Annotated in this window: 14 protein-coding genes; 9 read left to right on the top strand and 5 right to left on the bottom strand. The window is 73.0% G+C overall.

Annotated features, from left to right (window positions below; translation table 11 throughout):
- Position 1 precedes the first annotated feature (1 nt).
- Entirely contained in the window at positions 2-2,377 is a 2,376-nt protein-coding gene (locus tag BAW75_RS10925; RefSeq protein ID WP_104113502.1) for a glycoside hydrolase family 65 protein, read from the top strand.
- Here BAW75_RS10925 and BAW75_RS10920 read toward each other — a convergent pair.
- The gene (locus tag BAW75_RS10920; RefSeq protein ID WP_043330744.1) at positions 2,350-2,832 is read right to left on the bottom strand and encodes a hypothetical protein; all 483 of its coding nucleotides are present in this window, start codon (positions 2,830-2,832) and stop codon (positions 2,350-2,352) included. The genes BAW75_RS10925 and BAW75_RS10920 overlap by 28 nt on opposite strands.
- A 115-nt stretch (positions 2,833-2,947) precedes the next feature.
- On the opposite strand from BAW75_RS10920, the gene BAW75_RS10915 reads away from it, so the two are divergent.
- On the top strand, positions 2,948-3,721 hold the full coding sequence (locus BAW75_RS10915) for an SAM-dependent methyltransferase (RefSeq protein ID WP_064448364.1): 774 nt from the start codon (positions 2,948-2,950) through the stop codon (positions 3,719-3,721).
- Positions 3,722-3,764: 43 nt separating this feature from the next.
- On the opposite strand, the gene BAW75_RS10910 is transcribed toward BAW75_RS10915, so the two are convergent.
- The gene (locus BAW75_RS10910) at positions 3,765-4,646 is read right to left on the bottom strand and encodes an RNA polymerase sigma-70 factor (protein WP_104113501.1); all 882 of its coding nucleotides are present in this window, start codon (positions 4,644-4,646) and stop codon (positions 3,765-3,767) included.
- A 167-nt stretch (positions 4,647-4,813) separates the two neighbouring features.
- On the opposite strand from BAW75_RS10910, the gene BAW75_RS10905 reads away from it, so the two are divergent.
- Together BAW75_RS10905 and BAW75_RS10900 are read left to right on the top strand one after the other, a co-directional pair.
- Complete coding sequence (locus tag BAW75_RS10905; RefSeq protein WP_043327495.1) at positions 4,814-5,299, top strand: carboxymuconolactone decarboxylase family protein; 486 nt, start codon at positions 4,814-4,816, stop codon at positions 5,297-5,299.
- 95 nt (positions 5,300-5,394) lie between these two features.
- Positions 5,395-5,859 (top strand): DIP1984 family protein, encoded by a 465-nt coding sequence (locus tag BAW75_RS10900; RefSeq protein ID WP_064448468.1) that lies wholly within the window; start codon positions 5,395-5,397, stop codon positions 5,857-5,859.
- A gap of 231 nt (positions 5,860-6,090) precedes the next feature.
- Here BAW75_RS10900 and BAW75_RS10895 read toward each other — a convergent pair whose 3' ends face one another.
- Positions 6,091-7,182: an epoxide hydrolase family protein gene (locus BAW75_RS10895; RefSeq protein WP_104113500.1), complete on the bottom strand. Its 1,092-nt coding sequence runs from the start codon at positions 7,180-7,182 to the stop codon at positions 6,091-6,093.
- 92 nt (positions 7,183-7,274) lie between these two features.
- Here BAW75_RS10895 and BAW75_RS10890 point away from each other — a divergent pair, with 92 nt between their 5' ends.
- The 5 genes from BAW75_RS10890 to BAW75_RS10870 all read left to right on the top strand — a co-directional run bounded on the left by BAW75_RS10890 (position 7,275) and on the right by BAW75_RS10870 (position 10,473).
- Positions 7,275-7,736, top strand: a complete 462-nt coding sequence (locus BAW75_RS10890) for a MarR family winged helix-turn-helix transcriptional regulator (RefSeq protein ID WP_104113499.1) — start codon at positions 7,275-7,277, stop codon at positions 7,734-7,736.
- A gap of 70 nt (positions 7,737-7,806) precedes the next feature.
- Positions 7,807-8,409 carry a helix-turn-helix domain-containing protein gene (locus BAW75_RS10885; RefSeq protein ID WP_167435554.1) on the top strand — a complete coding sequence of 201 codons (603 nt, stop codon included), beginning with the start codon at positions 7,807-7,809 and terminating at the stop codon, positions 8,407-8,409.
- Positions 8,409-8,780 carry a hypothetical protein gene (locus BAW75_RS10880; RefSeq protein ID WP_064448368.1) on the top strand — a complete coding sequence of 124 codons (372 nt, stop codon included), beginning with the start codon at positions 8,409-8,411 and terminating at the stop codon, positions 8,778-8,780. Before BAW75_RS10885 ends, BAW75_RS10880 begins: the two co-directional genes overlap by 1 nt.
- Positions 8,777-9,682, top strand: a complete 906-nt coding sequence (locus BAW75_RS10875) for an ABC transporter ATP-binding protein (protein WP_104113498.1) — start codon at positions 8,777-8,779, stop codon at positions 9,680-9,682. Before BAW75_RS10880 ends, BAW75_RS10875 begins: the two co-directional genes overlap by 4 nt.
- Positions 9,679-10,473, top strand: a complete 795-nt coding sequence (locus tag BAW75_RS10870) for an ABC transporter permease (RefSeq protein WP_064448370.1) — start codon at positions 9,679-9,681, stop codon at positions 10,471-10,473. The genes BAW75_RS10875 and BAW75_RS10870 overlap by 4 nt, the downstream gene beginning before the upstream one ends.
- Here BAW75_RS10870 and BAW75_RS10865 read toward each other — a convergent pair.
- Both BAW75_RS10865 and BAW75_RS10860 read right to left on the bottom strand, forming a co-directional pair.
- A complete protein-coding gene (locus tag BAW75_RS10865) occupies positions 10,466-13,732 on the bottom strand; it encodes a helicase HerA domain-containing protein (RefSeq protein ID WP_104113497.1) in 3,267 nt (1,088 codons plus the stop codon). The two genes, BAW75_RS10870 and BAW75_RS10865, sit on opposite strands and share 8 nt — an antisense overlap.
- Positions 13,729-14,478, bottom strand: coding sequence for a hypothetical protein (locus BAW75_RS10860; protein ID WP_244206081.1), 750 nt, complete (start codon positions 14,476-14,478; stop codon positions 13,729-13,731). The genes BAW75_RS10865 and BAW75_RS10860 overlap by 4 nt, the downstream gene beginning before the upstream one ends.
- Between the last annotated feature and the right edge of the window lie 74 nt (positions 14,479-14,552).

Here is a 14,552-nt window from a genome sequence, read left to right as displayed (position 1 = left end):
CGTGTCGCACGGCGACGACGGTTGGCGGATCCGGCGTACCAGCGCGGACCTGGACCGGCTGGGCGAGACCGAGTCGGTCTTCGCGCTCGCCAACGGCTGGGTGGGCTGGCGCGGGACGCTCGACGAGGGCGAGCCGTGCGGCATGCCGGGCAGTTACCTCAACGGGTTCCACGAGCAGCACGAGCTGAGCTACCCGGAGAGCGGGTACGCGTTCCCGGAACGCAGCGACACCGTGATCAGCGCGCCCAACGCCGCCCTGATCCGGCTCTGGGTGGGCGACGAGCCGCTGGACCTGCGCACCGGCACGATCCGGCGGCACCACCAGGAGCTGGACCTGCGCGCCGGGGTGGTCCGGCGGGAGACCGAATGGGTCTCGCCGGGTGGCCGGGGTGTCCGGATCCGCAGCACCCGCCTGGTCTCGCTGACCCGCCGTCCGGTCGCCGCCGTCGACTGGGCTGTCGAACCGCTGGACGAGCCGGTACGGCTGCGGATCGGCGCCGACCTGCTCGCCAACCAGCGGGTGCCGGAACGTGCCGACGACCCCCGGGCCGCCTCGGTGATCCACGACCCGCTCACCGGCGAGATCCGCCGCGACGACGGCCTGGACGGGGTGCTCGTGCACCGGACCGGGCGCAGCGGCCAGCGGGTCGCCGTCGCCGTCGCGCACCGGGTCGAGGCACCCGACGAGATCGCCACCGGCACCGAGCTGACCGCCGACCGGTTCCGGCTGGCGCTGTCCGGTCCGGTACGCCCCGGCGAGCGGATCCGGGTCACCCGGTTCGCCGCGTACGAGTGGGCGGAGGTCGACGGCACCCCGCCCGGTGAGCTGGCCGACCTGGTCGTCGCGGAGGCGGACGCGGCCCGGGCCGACGGGTTCGACGCCCTGCTCGCCGAGCAGCGCGCGGCGCTGGATGCCGCGTGGGCCACCGCCGACGTCGAGCTGGACGGTGACCCGGAGCTGCAGCTCGCGGTGCGGTTCTCGGTGTTCCACCTGCTCCAGTCGGGGCGCGCCGACGGGGCCCGGACCATCCCGGCGAAGGGGCTGACCGGCAACGGCTACGACGGGCACGTGCTCTGGGACACCGAGGGCTACGTGCTGCCGGTGCTGACGTACCTGGCGCCGGAACTGGCCCGCTCGGCGCTGCGCTGGCGGCACGCCCACCTGCCCGAGGCCCGCGAGCGTGCGGCCGAGCTGCGCCTGGCCGGCGCCACCTATCCGTGGCGGACGCTCAGCGGCCGGGAGTGCTCCGGCTACTGGCCGGCCGGCAGCGCGGGCCTGCACGTCAACGCGGACATCGCGGACGCGATCCTGCGGTACGTCGCGGCCACCGGCGACACCGCGTTCCTCGCCGAGTGCGGTGCCGAGGTGCTGATCGAGACTGCCCGGCTGTGGCACGGCTACGGCCACTTCGACGACGCCGGCGCGTTCCACCTGACCGGCGTCACCGGGCCGGACGAGTATTCCGCGCTGGTCGACGACAACGTCTTCACGAACCTGATGGCCCGGCGCAACCTGCGCGGCGCCGCCGACGCCGCCGAGGACTGGCCCGAGGTGGCCGCCCGGCTCGGTGTCGACGCCGCCGAGGTGGCCGGCTGGCGCGCCGCCGCCGACGCCATGTTCGTCCCGTACGACGGCAAGCGCGGCGTGCACGAGCAGTCGGCCGGGTTCACCGCGCAGCCGGAGTGGGACTTCGCCGGCACCGGCGAGGACGACTATCCGCTGCTGCTGCACTTCCCCTACCAGGAGCTGTACCGCAAGCAGGTGGTCAAGCAGGCCGATCTGGTGCTGGCCATGCTGCGCTGCCCGGGGGAGTTCACCGCCGAGGAGAAGACGCGCAACGTCGCCTACTACGAGGCGCGGACCGTCCGGGACTCGTCGCTGTCGGCGTCCGCGCAGGCGATCCTCGCCGCCGAGGTCGGGCACCTCGACCTGGCGTACGACCTGTTCGCCGAGACCGCGTTGCAGGACCTCGCCGACCTGGGCGACAAGACCGCCGACGGGCTGCACCTGGCGTCCCTGGCCGGCGCCTGGCTGGTGGTGGCGCAGGGCTTCGGCGGGCTGCGCGACGACCGGGGCGTGCTCGCGTTCGAGCCGCGGCTACCGGGGCGGATCACCCGGCTGGTGTTCCACCTGCGCCGGCACGGGCACCGGCTGCGGGTCACGCTCACGCCGCGGGAGGCCCGCTACGAGCTGCCGGACGCCGGTCCGGGCGACGCGGTCGAGCTGTGGCACCACGGCGAACAGCTCCGCGTCACCGGCGACAGGCCGATGAACCGGCCGATGCCGCCGGTGCCCGACCCCGGCCCGGAGCCGCAGGCTCCGCCCGGCCGCCGTCCGGAACGGCGCGCTCAGGAGGCGGCGGGCGGCGACGACTGAGCCGGCAGGCCGGACATCCGGGCGACGACCTCCTCCAGCGCCTCGAACGCGTACGCCCAGTTGTGGCACTTGAAGCTGCGCAACCCGGTGATCGGGGTGCGGCAGTCGGCACAGTGGACGCCCGGGATCGCGTCCGGGACCTCGGTGTTCACGTACTTGCGTTCGCCGAGGATCACCCGGGCGATCATCGTGCGGTCGTGCACGCCGTGCAGCGCGGACGCGACGATGTCGTACCAGGTCGGCCGCCGCCCGCACTTCGGGCAGTCCGGCTCGTCGCCGCTGACCCACAGCGGGGCGCCGATGCTGCGCGCCGGCATGTTCAGCAGCTTCTCCAGCCGGCGTACGTCCGCCTCCGGGGTGGTCCAGCGGTGCCGCCCGGGCAGCGACGCGGGCGAGTCGTAGACGGCGCGGAACACCGCCGGCTCGACCTCCACTGTCTCCCGTCCACCTGTCATCGGTACCTCCTCGCGACGGCGTGTCCCACCGTCGTACCAGGTGGACGGCGGGATCGGCCGGATCGTCGACACGACGGGTCAGCGGTGTGTCGCGCAGAGTGCTAGACATCGAGGCGTGACGGAGGCTGAGAACCGACCCAATGTCGCCCGGATGTACGACTACTACCTGGGCGGCTGCCACAACTTCGCCGCCGACCGGGCCGCCGCCGAGGAGGTCCTGAGGATCTTCCCGGACACCGGCGTCGCCGCGCAGAGCAACCGCGCGTTCCTGCGCCGGGTCGTGCGCTGGGCCGCCGAGCAGGGCATTCGCCAGTTCCTCGACATCGGCGCCGGCCTGCCCACGCAGGGCAACGTGCACGAGGTGGTGCGCGCGATCCGCCCCGACGCCCGGGTGGTCTACGTCGACCACGACGAGGTGGCGGTCGCGTACGCCCGGCGGTTGCTGCCCACCGACGGCCGCACCGTGGTGCTCCGGGGTGACCTGCGGCGGCCCGGCGAGTTGCTGGCCGACCCGACGCTGCGGGCCACCATCGACCTGAGCGAGCCGGTGGCGGTGCTGCTGTTGGCGGTGCTGCACTTCGTGCCGGACGCCGACGACCCGTACGCGGCGGTGGCGACGCTGCGCGACGCCACAGTGCCGGGCAGCGTGCTCGCGCTGTCCCACCTCACGCTGGACGGCCTGCCGACGCTGCCCACCGAGCAGGGCACCGCGATCTACCGCCGCAGCAGCTCCCCGCTGGTGCCCCGCACCCGCGACGAGGTGGCCCGCTTCCTCGACGGGTACGAGCTCGTCGATCCGGGCCTGGTCAAGGTGGCGGACTGGCGGCCCGACGGCGAGCCGCAGGCCGCGGTGTCGCACGGCTACGGCGGGGTGGGCGTGCGCCGCTGAGGCGGGAGTCAGTCCAGGCCGCCGTGCGACGGCGGATTCCCGCTCACCGGCGCAGCGCGGTCTCCCGGGTCATGCGGGACAGCTTTTCCGGGTTGCGCACCGCGTAGAGGCCGCTGATCCGGCCGTCGTCGAGGCGTACCGCGACGACAGTGTCCAGCTCGCCGTCGAGGCGTACCAACAGTGCCGGGTAGCCGTTCACCTGCGCCGGTTCCATCGACGCCACGGCGGCGATCCGGGACCAGCCGCCGACCAGCCGCCGGGCCACCTTGTCGCCGCCGGTGACCGGGCGGGCGAGCGCCTGCTTGATCCCGCCGCCGTCGCCGACCAGCACCGCGTCCGGGGCCAGGACGCGGAGCAGCCCGTCCAGGTCGCCGGTCTCGACCGCCCGCCGGAACGCGTCGAGGGCGTCGCGGGCCTCGGCCGCCGGGACGGTACGCCGGGGGCGGCGCGCCGCGACGTGGGCGCGCGCCCGGTGCGCGATCTGCCGCACGGCGACGGGCGTCCGCTCGACCGTCTCGGCGATCTCGTCGTAGCCGACGTCGAACACCTCACGCAGCACGAACACGGCCCGCTCGGTCGGCGTCAGCGTCTCCAGCACCAGCAGCATCGCCATCGACACGCTGTCGGCCAGCGCCACGTCGTCCGCCACGTCGGGCGCGGTGAGCAGCGGCTCGGGCAGCCACGACCCGACGTACGACTCCTTGCGCCGCCCGAGCGTGCGCAGCCGGGTCAGCGCCTGGCGGGTGGTGATGCGCACCAGGTAGGCGCGCCGGTCCCGCACCTCGCCGAGGTCGACGCCGGCCCAGCGCAGCCAGGTCTCCTGCACCACGTCCTCCGCGTCGGCGGCGGAGCCGAGCATCTCGTACGCGACGGTGAAGAGCAGGTTGCGGTGCGCGAGGAAGTCCTCGGTGGCCTGGTCCGCCATGACTGGCTCCTCCGCTGTCCGGCTGCGCTCCCCACCAGACGCCGCCCGCGACCGCCGTGTGACATCGGGTCGCTGTGGTGGTCCTCACCCGCCGGCGCCGTCACGCCGGAGCGGTCTCCGGCATCTCGTGTTCGTCCGACACCACCGAAGCAGAGAGGGCGCAACCCATGCAGACCCGATTCAACCTGTTCGAGAACCCGGTCTCGGCGGCGTTCATGAAGCGTTTCGCCGGCGCGGGCCTGGCGATCCACCAGTCGACGTTGCCGCGCACCGTCCAGGAGCTGGTGTCGCTGCGGGCCAGCCAGATCAACGGCTGCGGCTGGTGCATCGACATGCACACCAAGGAGGCGGTGGCCGGGGGTGAGAGCGCGGTCCGGCTGAACCTGGTCGCCGCCTGGCGCGAGTCGACAGTGTTCACCGAGGCCGAGCGCGCGGCGCTGGCGTTCGCCGAGGAGGGCACCCGGTTGGCCGACGCGCATCAGGGCGTGTCCGACGAGACGTGGGCGCGGGTACGCGAGCACTACGACGACGACCAGATCGCCGCGCTGGTGTGCCTGCTCGGGCTGATCAACGCGGCGAACCGGTTCGCGGTGCTCGTGCACCAGCGCGGCGGCTCGTACGAGCCGGGGATGTTCGCGGCGGCGATGAGCTGAACGCCGCGGCGGCGGTCCGGCCCGGTCGTCCCGGGCCGGACCGCCCCCGGAAAACGCGGCGACACCCGTGATCCCCTGTGGCCATACTGCTCGCCATGAAGATTGCGGAGGCCCTTGCGCTGCGGGCGGATGCGGCGCGACGCGCCGAACAGCTCCGTGCCCGCATCACCGCGAGCGCCCGCTACCAGGAGGGCGAGACGCCCGCCGAGGACGCCTCGGCGCTGCTCGTCGAGGCGGCCGGGGTGCTCGGTGAGCTGGAGACGCTGATCCGGCGGATCAACCGGACGAACGCCGCGACTGTCGTGGACGGTGGCACCCTGACCGACGCGCTCGCGCGTCGCGACGTGCTGCGCCTGCGGCACGGCGTGGTCACAGCGGCAGCGGACGCCGCCGCGGGCGAGGGCCAGCGCGGCTACCGTCAGCTCCGGTCGGAGCTGAAGATGGTTCCGGCGTTGCCGGTGGCGGAGCTGCGCCGGCAGGCCGACGAGCTGGCCCGGCAGATCCGCGAGGTGGACACCACGATCCAGCGGACGAACTGGGAGGTCGACCTGCTGGACTGACGAGTCGCGGAGCAGGTAGCCGACGTGGAGGCGTGCACGCCCCCGAGAGCCGGCGGGCAATCCGGCTCACTCCTGGCGCGCCGAGGGCAGGCGCAGGGGTTCGACTCCCCGGCACACAACGCATGCCCAGCACAGGACACAGGTGACGGCGCACAGGGCACGGCCCACCACCAGGTGCAGATCCACGACGGTGAGGGTGGGACAGGGGACTTCCGCGACTCGTCCCAGGCGTCATCGCAGGTTCCAGAAGAACGACCGGACGTCGTCGACGAACAGGTCCGGCACCTCGAGCGCGGCGAAGTGACCGCCCCGGTCGAACTCGCTCCAGTGCCGGATCGTGTACGTCAGCTCGGCGATCGGGCGTACGGACCGGGTGATGTCGTGCGCGAACACGGCGACTCCGAGCGGGGGCGGGCAGGGCGCGGGCGGGCCACCGAACGCGCTCTCCCGCACCAGCCGCGCGGACGAGGCGGCGGTGCCGGTGAACCAGTAGACCGAGACGTCGGTGAGGATGCGGTCCACGCTGACGGCCGATCCCGGGTCGGTCCACTCGGTGAACTTCTCCGCGATCCACGCGAGCTGACCGACGGGTGAGTCGTTGAGCGCGTACGACACGGTCTGCGGGCGGCTGGCGTAGAGCACCTGGTGCGGGTGCCGCTGCGTCTTGAGTCGCATGATCCGGGCGAGCCGGTCCCGGTCCTCGCCGGACAGTCCGGCCTCGCCGGTCCAGCCGGGCGGCGGGGGCGTGGGCAGGTAGTTGAGGTGCACGCCGACGACGTGTTCCGGGTCGATGCCGCCGAGCCGGGTGGAGATCACCGAGCCCCAGTCGCCGCCCTGGGCGCCGTACCGCCGGTAGCCGAGCCGGCGCATCAGCTCGGCCCAGGCGCGGGCGACGCGGTCGACGTCCCAGCCACGTTCCCGGGTCGGGCCGGAGAAGCCGAAACCGGGGATCGACGGTACGACCAGGTGGAACTGCTCGGACAGCGGGCCGATCACGTCGAGGAACTCCACGACCGAGCCGGGCCAGCCGTGCGTGAGGATCAGTGGCAGCGCGTCCGGGTCGGCGGCCCGTACGTGCAGGAAGTGGATGTTCTGCCCGTCGATGGTGGTGGTGAACTGCGGATACCGGTTCAGCTCGGCTTCTGCCGCCCGCCAGTCGTACGCGGTGCGCCAGCGCGCGGCCAGCTCGCGTACGCGGGCCAGCGGGATGCCGTAGTCCCACCCGGCGCCTGGTAGCTCGTCGGGCCAGCGGGTGCGGGCCAGGCGGTCGGCCAGGTCGTCGAGGTCGGCCTGGGGGACGTGGATACGGAACGGCTCGATCACGGTAGCTCCGATCGTTGGTGTCACTAACGTTTGTGCGACGAACGATAGCGCAGATCGTTGGGGGTGCCAACGTTTTTGGGTAGGCTGGGCATGTGGAGAACCCGGAGCCGGACGTCGTACCCACCCGCCTGGCCGGCCTGCCGAGCTGGCTGATCACCCAGACCGCCGTACGCGCCGGCCGGCTGGTGAGCGACGGGCTGGCGGCGGTCGACGCGCGGGGCTACCACTTCCGGCTGCTCGCCACGCTCGACGAGTTCGGTCCGGCCAGTCAGGCGGCGCTCGGCAGGCGTAGCGGCATCCACGTCAGCGACGTGGTGGCGGCCCTCAACGAGCTCGCCGAGCGGGAGTTCGTGGTCCGCGCCCCGGACCCGTCCGACCGGCGGCGCAACGTCGTCACCATCACCGCGGCGGGGCGGCGGCAGTTGCGGCGGCTGGAGAAGCGACTCGCCGAGGTGCAGGACGACCTGCTCGCGCCGCTGACGCCGGACGAGCGGGCGGACCTGACCCGGCTCCTTGCTCGGGTGCTGGCCCACCACACCCGTCCGTCCGTCTGATCGTCCGGCTTTCGCGCCCGGTCGCCCCACTCCCTACCTATATCACTATCGATAGTGATACGGTTCGGTCATGGCGATGTCGATGGAGCGGTGGGCGGAGGTGGCGCTGCACCCGGTGCGGCTCCGCGTCCTGCGTGCCGTGGCGGGCACCCGGGTGACCACTCACGACCTGGCCGAGCTGCTGCCCGACGTCCCGCACGCCACGCTCTACCGGCACCTGGCGACGCTCGTGAAGGCCGGGATGCTCGACGTGGTGCAGGAGCGCAAGGTGCGCGGCGCCGTCGAGCGGGTGTATGCGCTGCCCGCGCACGGCGCGGCGCTGGACCCGGCGGCCCTGGCCACGGCCACGCCGGAGGACCACGCGCGCTACTTCACCGCGTTCGTGTCGAGCCTGCTGTCCGAGTTCTCCCGCTACCTCGCCCGCGACCGCGTCGACTTCGTCGCCGACGGGGTCGGATACCAGCAGCTCGTACTGCACCTGACCGACGCCGAGCTGCACGAGTTCGCGGCCGGGCTCAACGCGCTGGTCGGCCCGTTGCTCGCCAGAGGGCCCGGCGACGGCCGGATCCCCCGGCTGCTGGCGACCGTCCTGATGCCCGCCGATCGCCCGGCGACCCCCGGCGACACGCACACGTCAGCGCACGACTCCGACACGACGAAGGGCGACGACTGATGGCCTCCGTAATGCTCAACGGCGATGTGATCGACATCCGGTTCACCGGATGGGAGCGGATGTGGGTCGGGCGGGAGCGGTTCGCGCTGCGCCTGGCCGCCGTGCGGCACGCCGCCCCGGTGGACGAGCCGATCCGGCTGGCCCGGGGCGCCCGGCGCGGGTACGCCGTGTCCGGCTTCGCCAAGATCGGCGTCTGGGGTCTGTTCGGCGGTCCCCGGCAGCTCGTGGCGGCCCGGCGCGGTCAGCCCGGCCTGCACCTGGTGCTGGACCGCGCGGCGGCCGGCGGCGAGTTCGACGAGGTGGTGGTCTCCGACCCGGCCGCGCCGGGCCTCGCCGAGACGATCGGGCGTGCGACGCGGGGCCGGCCATGACCGGCGACCACCTGGCGATCGAGGCGTCAGGCCTGACCAAACGCTACGGCGACGTCACCGCCGTACGCGACCTGACCTTCACCGTACGACCCGGCGCGGTCACCGGCTTCCTCGGCCCGAACGGCGCCGGCAAGACCACCACGATGCGCATGCTGACCGGGCTGGTGACGCCCACCAGCGGCACCGCCACGATCGGCGGGCAGCCCTACGGCCGGCTGGCCCAGCCGGCACGGACCGTCGGCGCGGTGTTCGACGGCAACGCGTTCCACCCCGGCCACACCGCCCGTGACCACCTGGGCGTCTACGCCGCGATGGCCGGCTGCCCGGACAGCCGGGTCGCGGAACTGCTGGATCTGCTCGGCCTCGCGCAGGCCGCCGACCGTCGTACCCGGGGGTTCTCCACCGGCATGCGGCAACGGCTCAGCCTCGCCACGGCGCTGCTCGGCGACCCGCGCGTCCTGCTGCTCGACGAACCGTCGAACGGCCTGGACCCGGAAGGCATGTCGTGGCTGCGCGGGCTGCTGCGCCGCCTCGCCGACGAGGGCCGCACCGTACTGGTCTCCAGCCACGTCCTGCACGAGGTCCAGCAGGTGGTCGACGACGTGGTGGTGATCCGGCGCGGCGAACTCGTCGCCGCCGGGCCGTGGTCGCGGCTCACCGGCCCGCCGACGGTGCTCGTCACCTCGCCGGACACGACAGCCCTGGCCGCCGCGCTGGCGGCCGCCGCCGGGTCCGTCGAGGCCGCCGGGCCCGACCGCCTGCGGGTACGCGGACTGGACGCGCCGCGCGTCGCCGACCTGGCCGCGGCCCATCGCGTGCGGGTCCACGAGCTGGTCACCGAGACCACAAGCCTCGAACAGCTCTTCCTCGACCTGACCACCGAGACGGCGGAGGCCCGATGAACCTGATCAGAGCGGAACTACGCCGGGTCCTGGCCACCCGCATGTGGACCGGGCTGCTGCTCGCGGCCGTCGCGCTGGGCGGCGGCCTGGTCGGGCTCATGGCGCTCGTCGGGCCGGAGAACTTCGACCCGCCGATGCCCGGCCTGCACACCGAGGAGGGCCTGCGGTCCATCCTCGGCATCCTCGGCTTCACCGCCTTCGTGCCGGCCGCCGCCGGCGCCCTCGCGGCCACGTCCGAGCACCGGCACGGCACCGCCGCCGTCACGTTCATGTTCGCGCCGCGCCGAGGGCGGGTGCTGGCCGCCAAACTCGCCACCCACGCGATCGTCGGCCTCGCCTACGGCCTCGTGCTCGCCGTCGCCGCCGCGGCGGCCCTTTTCACAGTCGCCGCCGCGCGTGGCGTGTCGCTGGGCCTGCCCGCTCCCACGGTGCTGGCGTTGCTCGCCCGCATCGGCGTCGCGATGGCGGTGTACCTGCTCGTCGGCACCGGCGTGGGCGCGCTGCTCCGTAACCAGGTCGCGGCCGTGTGCGTCGTGGTCGGTTACCTGTACCTGGCCGAGCCCGTACTGATGATGATCCCCGGCGTCAACGCGCTCTACCCGCTCCTGCCCGGCGGCGCCACCGCCGCGCTCACCGACTTCACGTACGTCGCCGACGCGATGTCCGCGCAGCTCGGCAGCGACGCCGTCGCGCTCCTGCCGCCGGCGGCCGGCGCACTGCTGCTGACCGGGTACGCGCTCGCCGCAGCCGCGATCGCCGTGGTCGTCCCGATGCGCCGCGACATCACCTGAGCGTCGCGAGCCGGACGATCTCCTCAGCGGTCAGCGGGCTGCGGGGATGGTAGGTCAGGCACATGGGAGCTTGCATCTTGACGAACCGGGCCCCCTCGACCGCGGCGTAGAACTGGCCGGTACGCAGCTTGCCGATGTCCGGGACGTCGGTGCCCTTCGCCCTGGCCACATCCCGGGCCGCCTCGATCTGCACCGGCACGGTGAGCAGGCCGAAGAACTGCGTGGCGGCGTTGCCGGGGATCTGGTTGTGCAACGCCTTCGGCGCCTGGGTGGCGAAGACCAGCCCCAGCCCGTACTTGCGGGCCTGCGAGGTCAGCGCGAGCGTGCTCTGGGTGCAGGCGGTCACGGCGCCGGACGGGGCCAGCGTCTGCGCCTCGTCCATGACGAAGAGTCCACCGAGTGGCCGGTCCCCGGCCGGATGACGCTTGATCCAGGTGAACAGGGCGAGCTGCAACTGGTTGACGAAGCTCTGCCGCTGATTGTCCTCGGGCAACCCGGCGAGGTTGATCACCGAGACCCGGGCGCGGCGACCGGGGGGCGGGGTGAGCAGCTCGCCCGGGTCGACAGGCGTTCCGACGCCGCCCAGGAGCGGATCGTTGATCAGGGCGGCCTTGAGCAGCTGGGCCATGCCGGCGGCCAGCTTGGGCGCGCTGTCGAGCTGACTCACCCCGTCCGGTAAATCGTTGAGGACGTCGGTGAACTCACGCAGGTCACTCGCGCCGCTGCGGGCGTAGCCGATCAGCGCCTCGCGCAGCACGGCCCGGCCGAGCCGGGCCTTGTCGGTGCCGCCGTCCACCCGGGCGTGCGGGGCGAGCGTGGCGACGGCGGCGTTGACGGCCGAGGTGAACCCGTCCGGGTCGTCGAGCACGTCGGCGAAGGCCGGCAACGGCTGGAAGCTCAACGGCCGACCGGCCTGCCGTCCCGGCGTCCAGACGACCACGTCGGTGCCGGCCAGATATTCCGCCGCGCGGCGGGCGTCGTCCGCGCCCCAGCCCGGCGGTGCGGCGGGCCAGGTCTCGCCGAGCCGGGCCAGGTCGTTGTTGGGGTCGAGCACGATGGCCGACACGCCGCGCAGGGCGCACTCCTCGACCAGGCGGCGGATCAGTACGGTCTTGCCGGAACCGGAGCCGGCGAAGATGACTGTGTGCCGGCGCAGCGCTTCCAGGTCGAGGCCGACCGGTTCGGGCCGCCCGGTGACAGTGCCGATCTCCATCCGCTCCGGGTCGATGCCCGCCACCGGTGGCAGGGGAGCGACCACCGGCGGCGCCGGGTCGAGCCCGGCGGAGCGCGGCGTCGGGACGGGACCGGCGGAGCGCGGTGCAGCGGTGACCGGCGGTGGCGTCCCGACCGGGGGTCGGTCCGGCGCCTCCTCTGGCCGCTCCTCGGTCCGGACGGCTTCCGGCGCACCCGGCCAGTCGCCCAGTGCCTCCCGTAGGCAGGTGATGTGGGACGCCGGCCGGCGATCGGCGAACCAGGGCCGCAGCGTCTCCCGCCCGTAGTCCTGGATGAGTTGTTCGAGCGCGGCCAGCCGGGCGACGTCCGGCGCGTCCAGGGGAAGCCGCCGACCGCCGGCCCGCTCGAACGCGTCAAGCACCTCACGGGTACGGGCACCGGCCGACCACTCCGCGCTGCGCAGCAGGAAGAGCCGTCGTTTGGCGACCCCCTCGGTGAGTCCGGCGGTCGTGATCGCGTTGCGGATCCGGTTGAGCACGGCGATGTGGTGCGGCGCGGAGATCGCCCGGAACGACCAGTGCTCCTCGTCCTCGCTGTCCTCGCTCAGGCTGTGCCGTAGCCGGGCGTGCAGCGCCGGCTTGGTTCCGGCGGGGATCGGGTCGAGGCTGAACGCGTCGACTGCCGCGCCCTGCGCGGCGATCCACGCGGTCAGGCCGGCTTCGAGCAGGCGCGGGACGCGGGCGTCCTCCGTCTGCGGGGACAGGGCGGTGTCGGCGGCGGCGACCAGCTCCGCGTACCGGGCGTCGAGCTTGCCGAATCCGTTCGTCCGGCTCTCCGGTGGCGGCCCGGTGACCGTGGCGGGCGCGATATCCCCGGCGACGCGCTCGCCGCTCGTGTGCAGCAGGTGCCGCAGTTCCCGCGCCTCGCCGTCGGCCAGGCAGGCCCGGACGTGCGTGTCGATCCGCCGTAGCAGCTCACGAGGGGTGAAGCCGACAACCTCCTGGAACGCGTCCGGGTGGACCGGCCAGGTGGGGTGCGGCGGGGTGAACCCGAGTCCCTCGAAAAGCACCGCGAACCGCTTCTCGACCAGCTCGCGGCCCACCTCGACGGAGGGGATCTCCTTGAGCGGGGCGGCCTCCCGGAACCGGTCCTGGACGGTGTCCGTCGCCTGCTGCCGGATGCTGTACCAGGTGTGCGGCAGGCACGAGACGACGGACAGCGTCCGGCGAGTGGTCTCGCGCAGCGCCATCAGACCGCTGGCGACCTGTTCGAGCAGGAGCGAGGTCTGCCAGTCGGCCTCGCCCCGGGCGTCCTGGTTCGTGGCCTTCACGGACTGGGCGATCATCAGGTCGATCTGGTCCACCGCGATCACGGTCGGGCCGACGACGGCGAGCAGCCGGGAGATGTCCCGGACCACCTCCTGGGGCGCACGACGATTGCGCCGCAGCCCCCACCCGGCCCGTTGGCCGGGCTCCTCCTCGTCCATCGAGGAGAGGAAGTCGTAGCCGATGTCCTGCACGGCTGACTGCTCGGCCGCGTAGAGCACCAGGGCCCGCGCGGTGTCCTGGCACTCCGTGCCGATCTGCCGGTCCTTCTTGCGGATCAGGTCGACGAAGGCGTCGAGCGCCGGACGGCTGAGTTCGGTCTCACCGGCGACCGCGCGCCGTACCGTCCGGGGCGCACCCACCGCGTCGGCCAGCCGGCGCAGGAACGCCCGTAGCTGGGTCGTCTCGTCCGGCATCGGACGGACCAGGCCCTCCAGCATCGAGATCGCGGTGCGTTGCCAGAACGTCCGGGCTTCGAGCAGTTCGACCAGGAAGAAGAAGCCGCCGCGTCCCTGCACCTGCTGGCGGACCGTGCCGATGAGGTGGGTCTTGCCGGTGCCGCGCTGGCCGAGGATGGCCACGCCCACCGGACTGGAGTCGGTGCTGGCCTGAGCCTCCGCGAAGCTGTCCAGCACCGTCGTGACGACGTCGTGGTGCAGACCCTCCACGTGGAACGGTGTGGGTTTCCAGACGTCGTCCGGGGTCGGAGCCCAGTTGAACCTCAGCGCCGCCAGGGCACGGCGTTGCTCGTCACCGATCATGACGAGATGGCGACCAGATGCTTGTCCTGGTTGCCGATGGTCACCGCCGCCGCCCGCTCCTGCGGCTTCAGCACCTTCTGGTTGGACTCGGGCACCAGGTGCACGCCGCGCTCCCGGTTGAGCGTCACGAGCGCGGCGTCGAACTCGGGGCGGGGCAGGTCGGAGAGGGCGTCGCGAAGATCGGCCAGCATGACGTAGTCGCCGGGCTTGGCGGCCAGCTCGTGGTACGCCTGCCGGATCAGCGTGACCGCGTCCGCGGCCGGGGACGCCGACGACGCCACCGGCGGCGGCGCGACGACCTCGTCCCGGTTGATCTGCATCCGGAACAGGTCGTCGGCGCGGGTCCCGGAATGGTCGATCAGCCGGCGCAGGAAGTCGAGCGCCACGTAGAGCGTTCCGCCCGCCGTGCCTGCGCGCTTCGGCGGCTCTGCGCCCAACTCCTCGGTGGCCCGCTCCCACCCTTCGTCAGTGAGAGCTAGAACAATCCGCGGCTTCTCGGTGACCTCGATCAGGCCGAGTGCTTCAAGTCGACGGCGGTGCTCCGGCTTCAGACCGATCCCGGCGACATTTCTGAGGTAAGCCTGCGGCAGAGGTGCCGCCTTCACCATCAGCGTGACAAGAATGCACCGGTCGACGAGGGTCAGTTCCTTTTCCGGCATGCGGATGCTCCTCTGCGGCACGAGCTCCCACCGCGTCGACGGTGTGATCGAAGGCTCGGAAGGGGTGGCCATGATCGAGGTGGGCAACGGGGACGGCCCCGGCGCACGGGCCGATTCTGCCGACGGCGCCGGACTCGCGCAAGGTCACCGATCTCGCTGAC

Origin of the sequence: Micromonospora chalcea (assembly GCF_002926165.1) — a bacterium.
Classification (GTDB): domain Bacteria; phylum Actinomycetota; class Actinomycetes; order Mycobacteriales; family Micromonosporaceae; genus Micromonospora; species Micromonospora chalcea.
The sequence above is the reverse complement of the archived record's forward strand: the minus strand, read 5'-3'. Positions and strand labels throughout refer to the sequence as shown.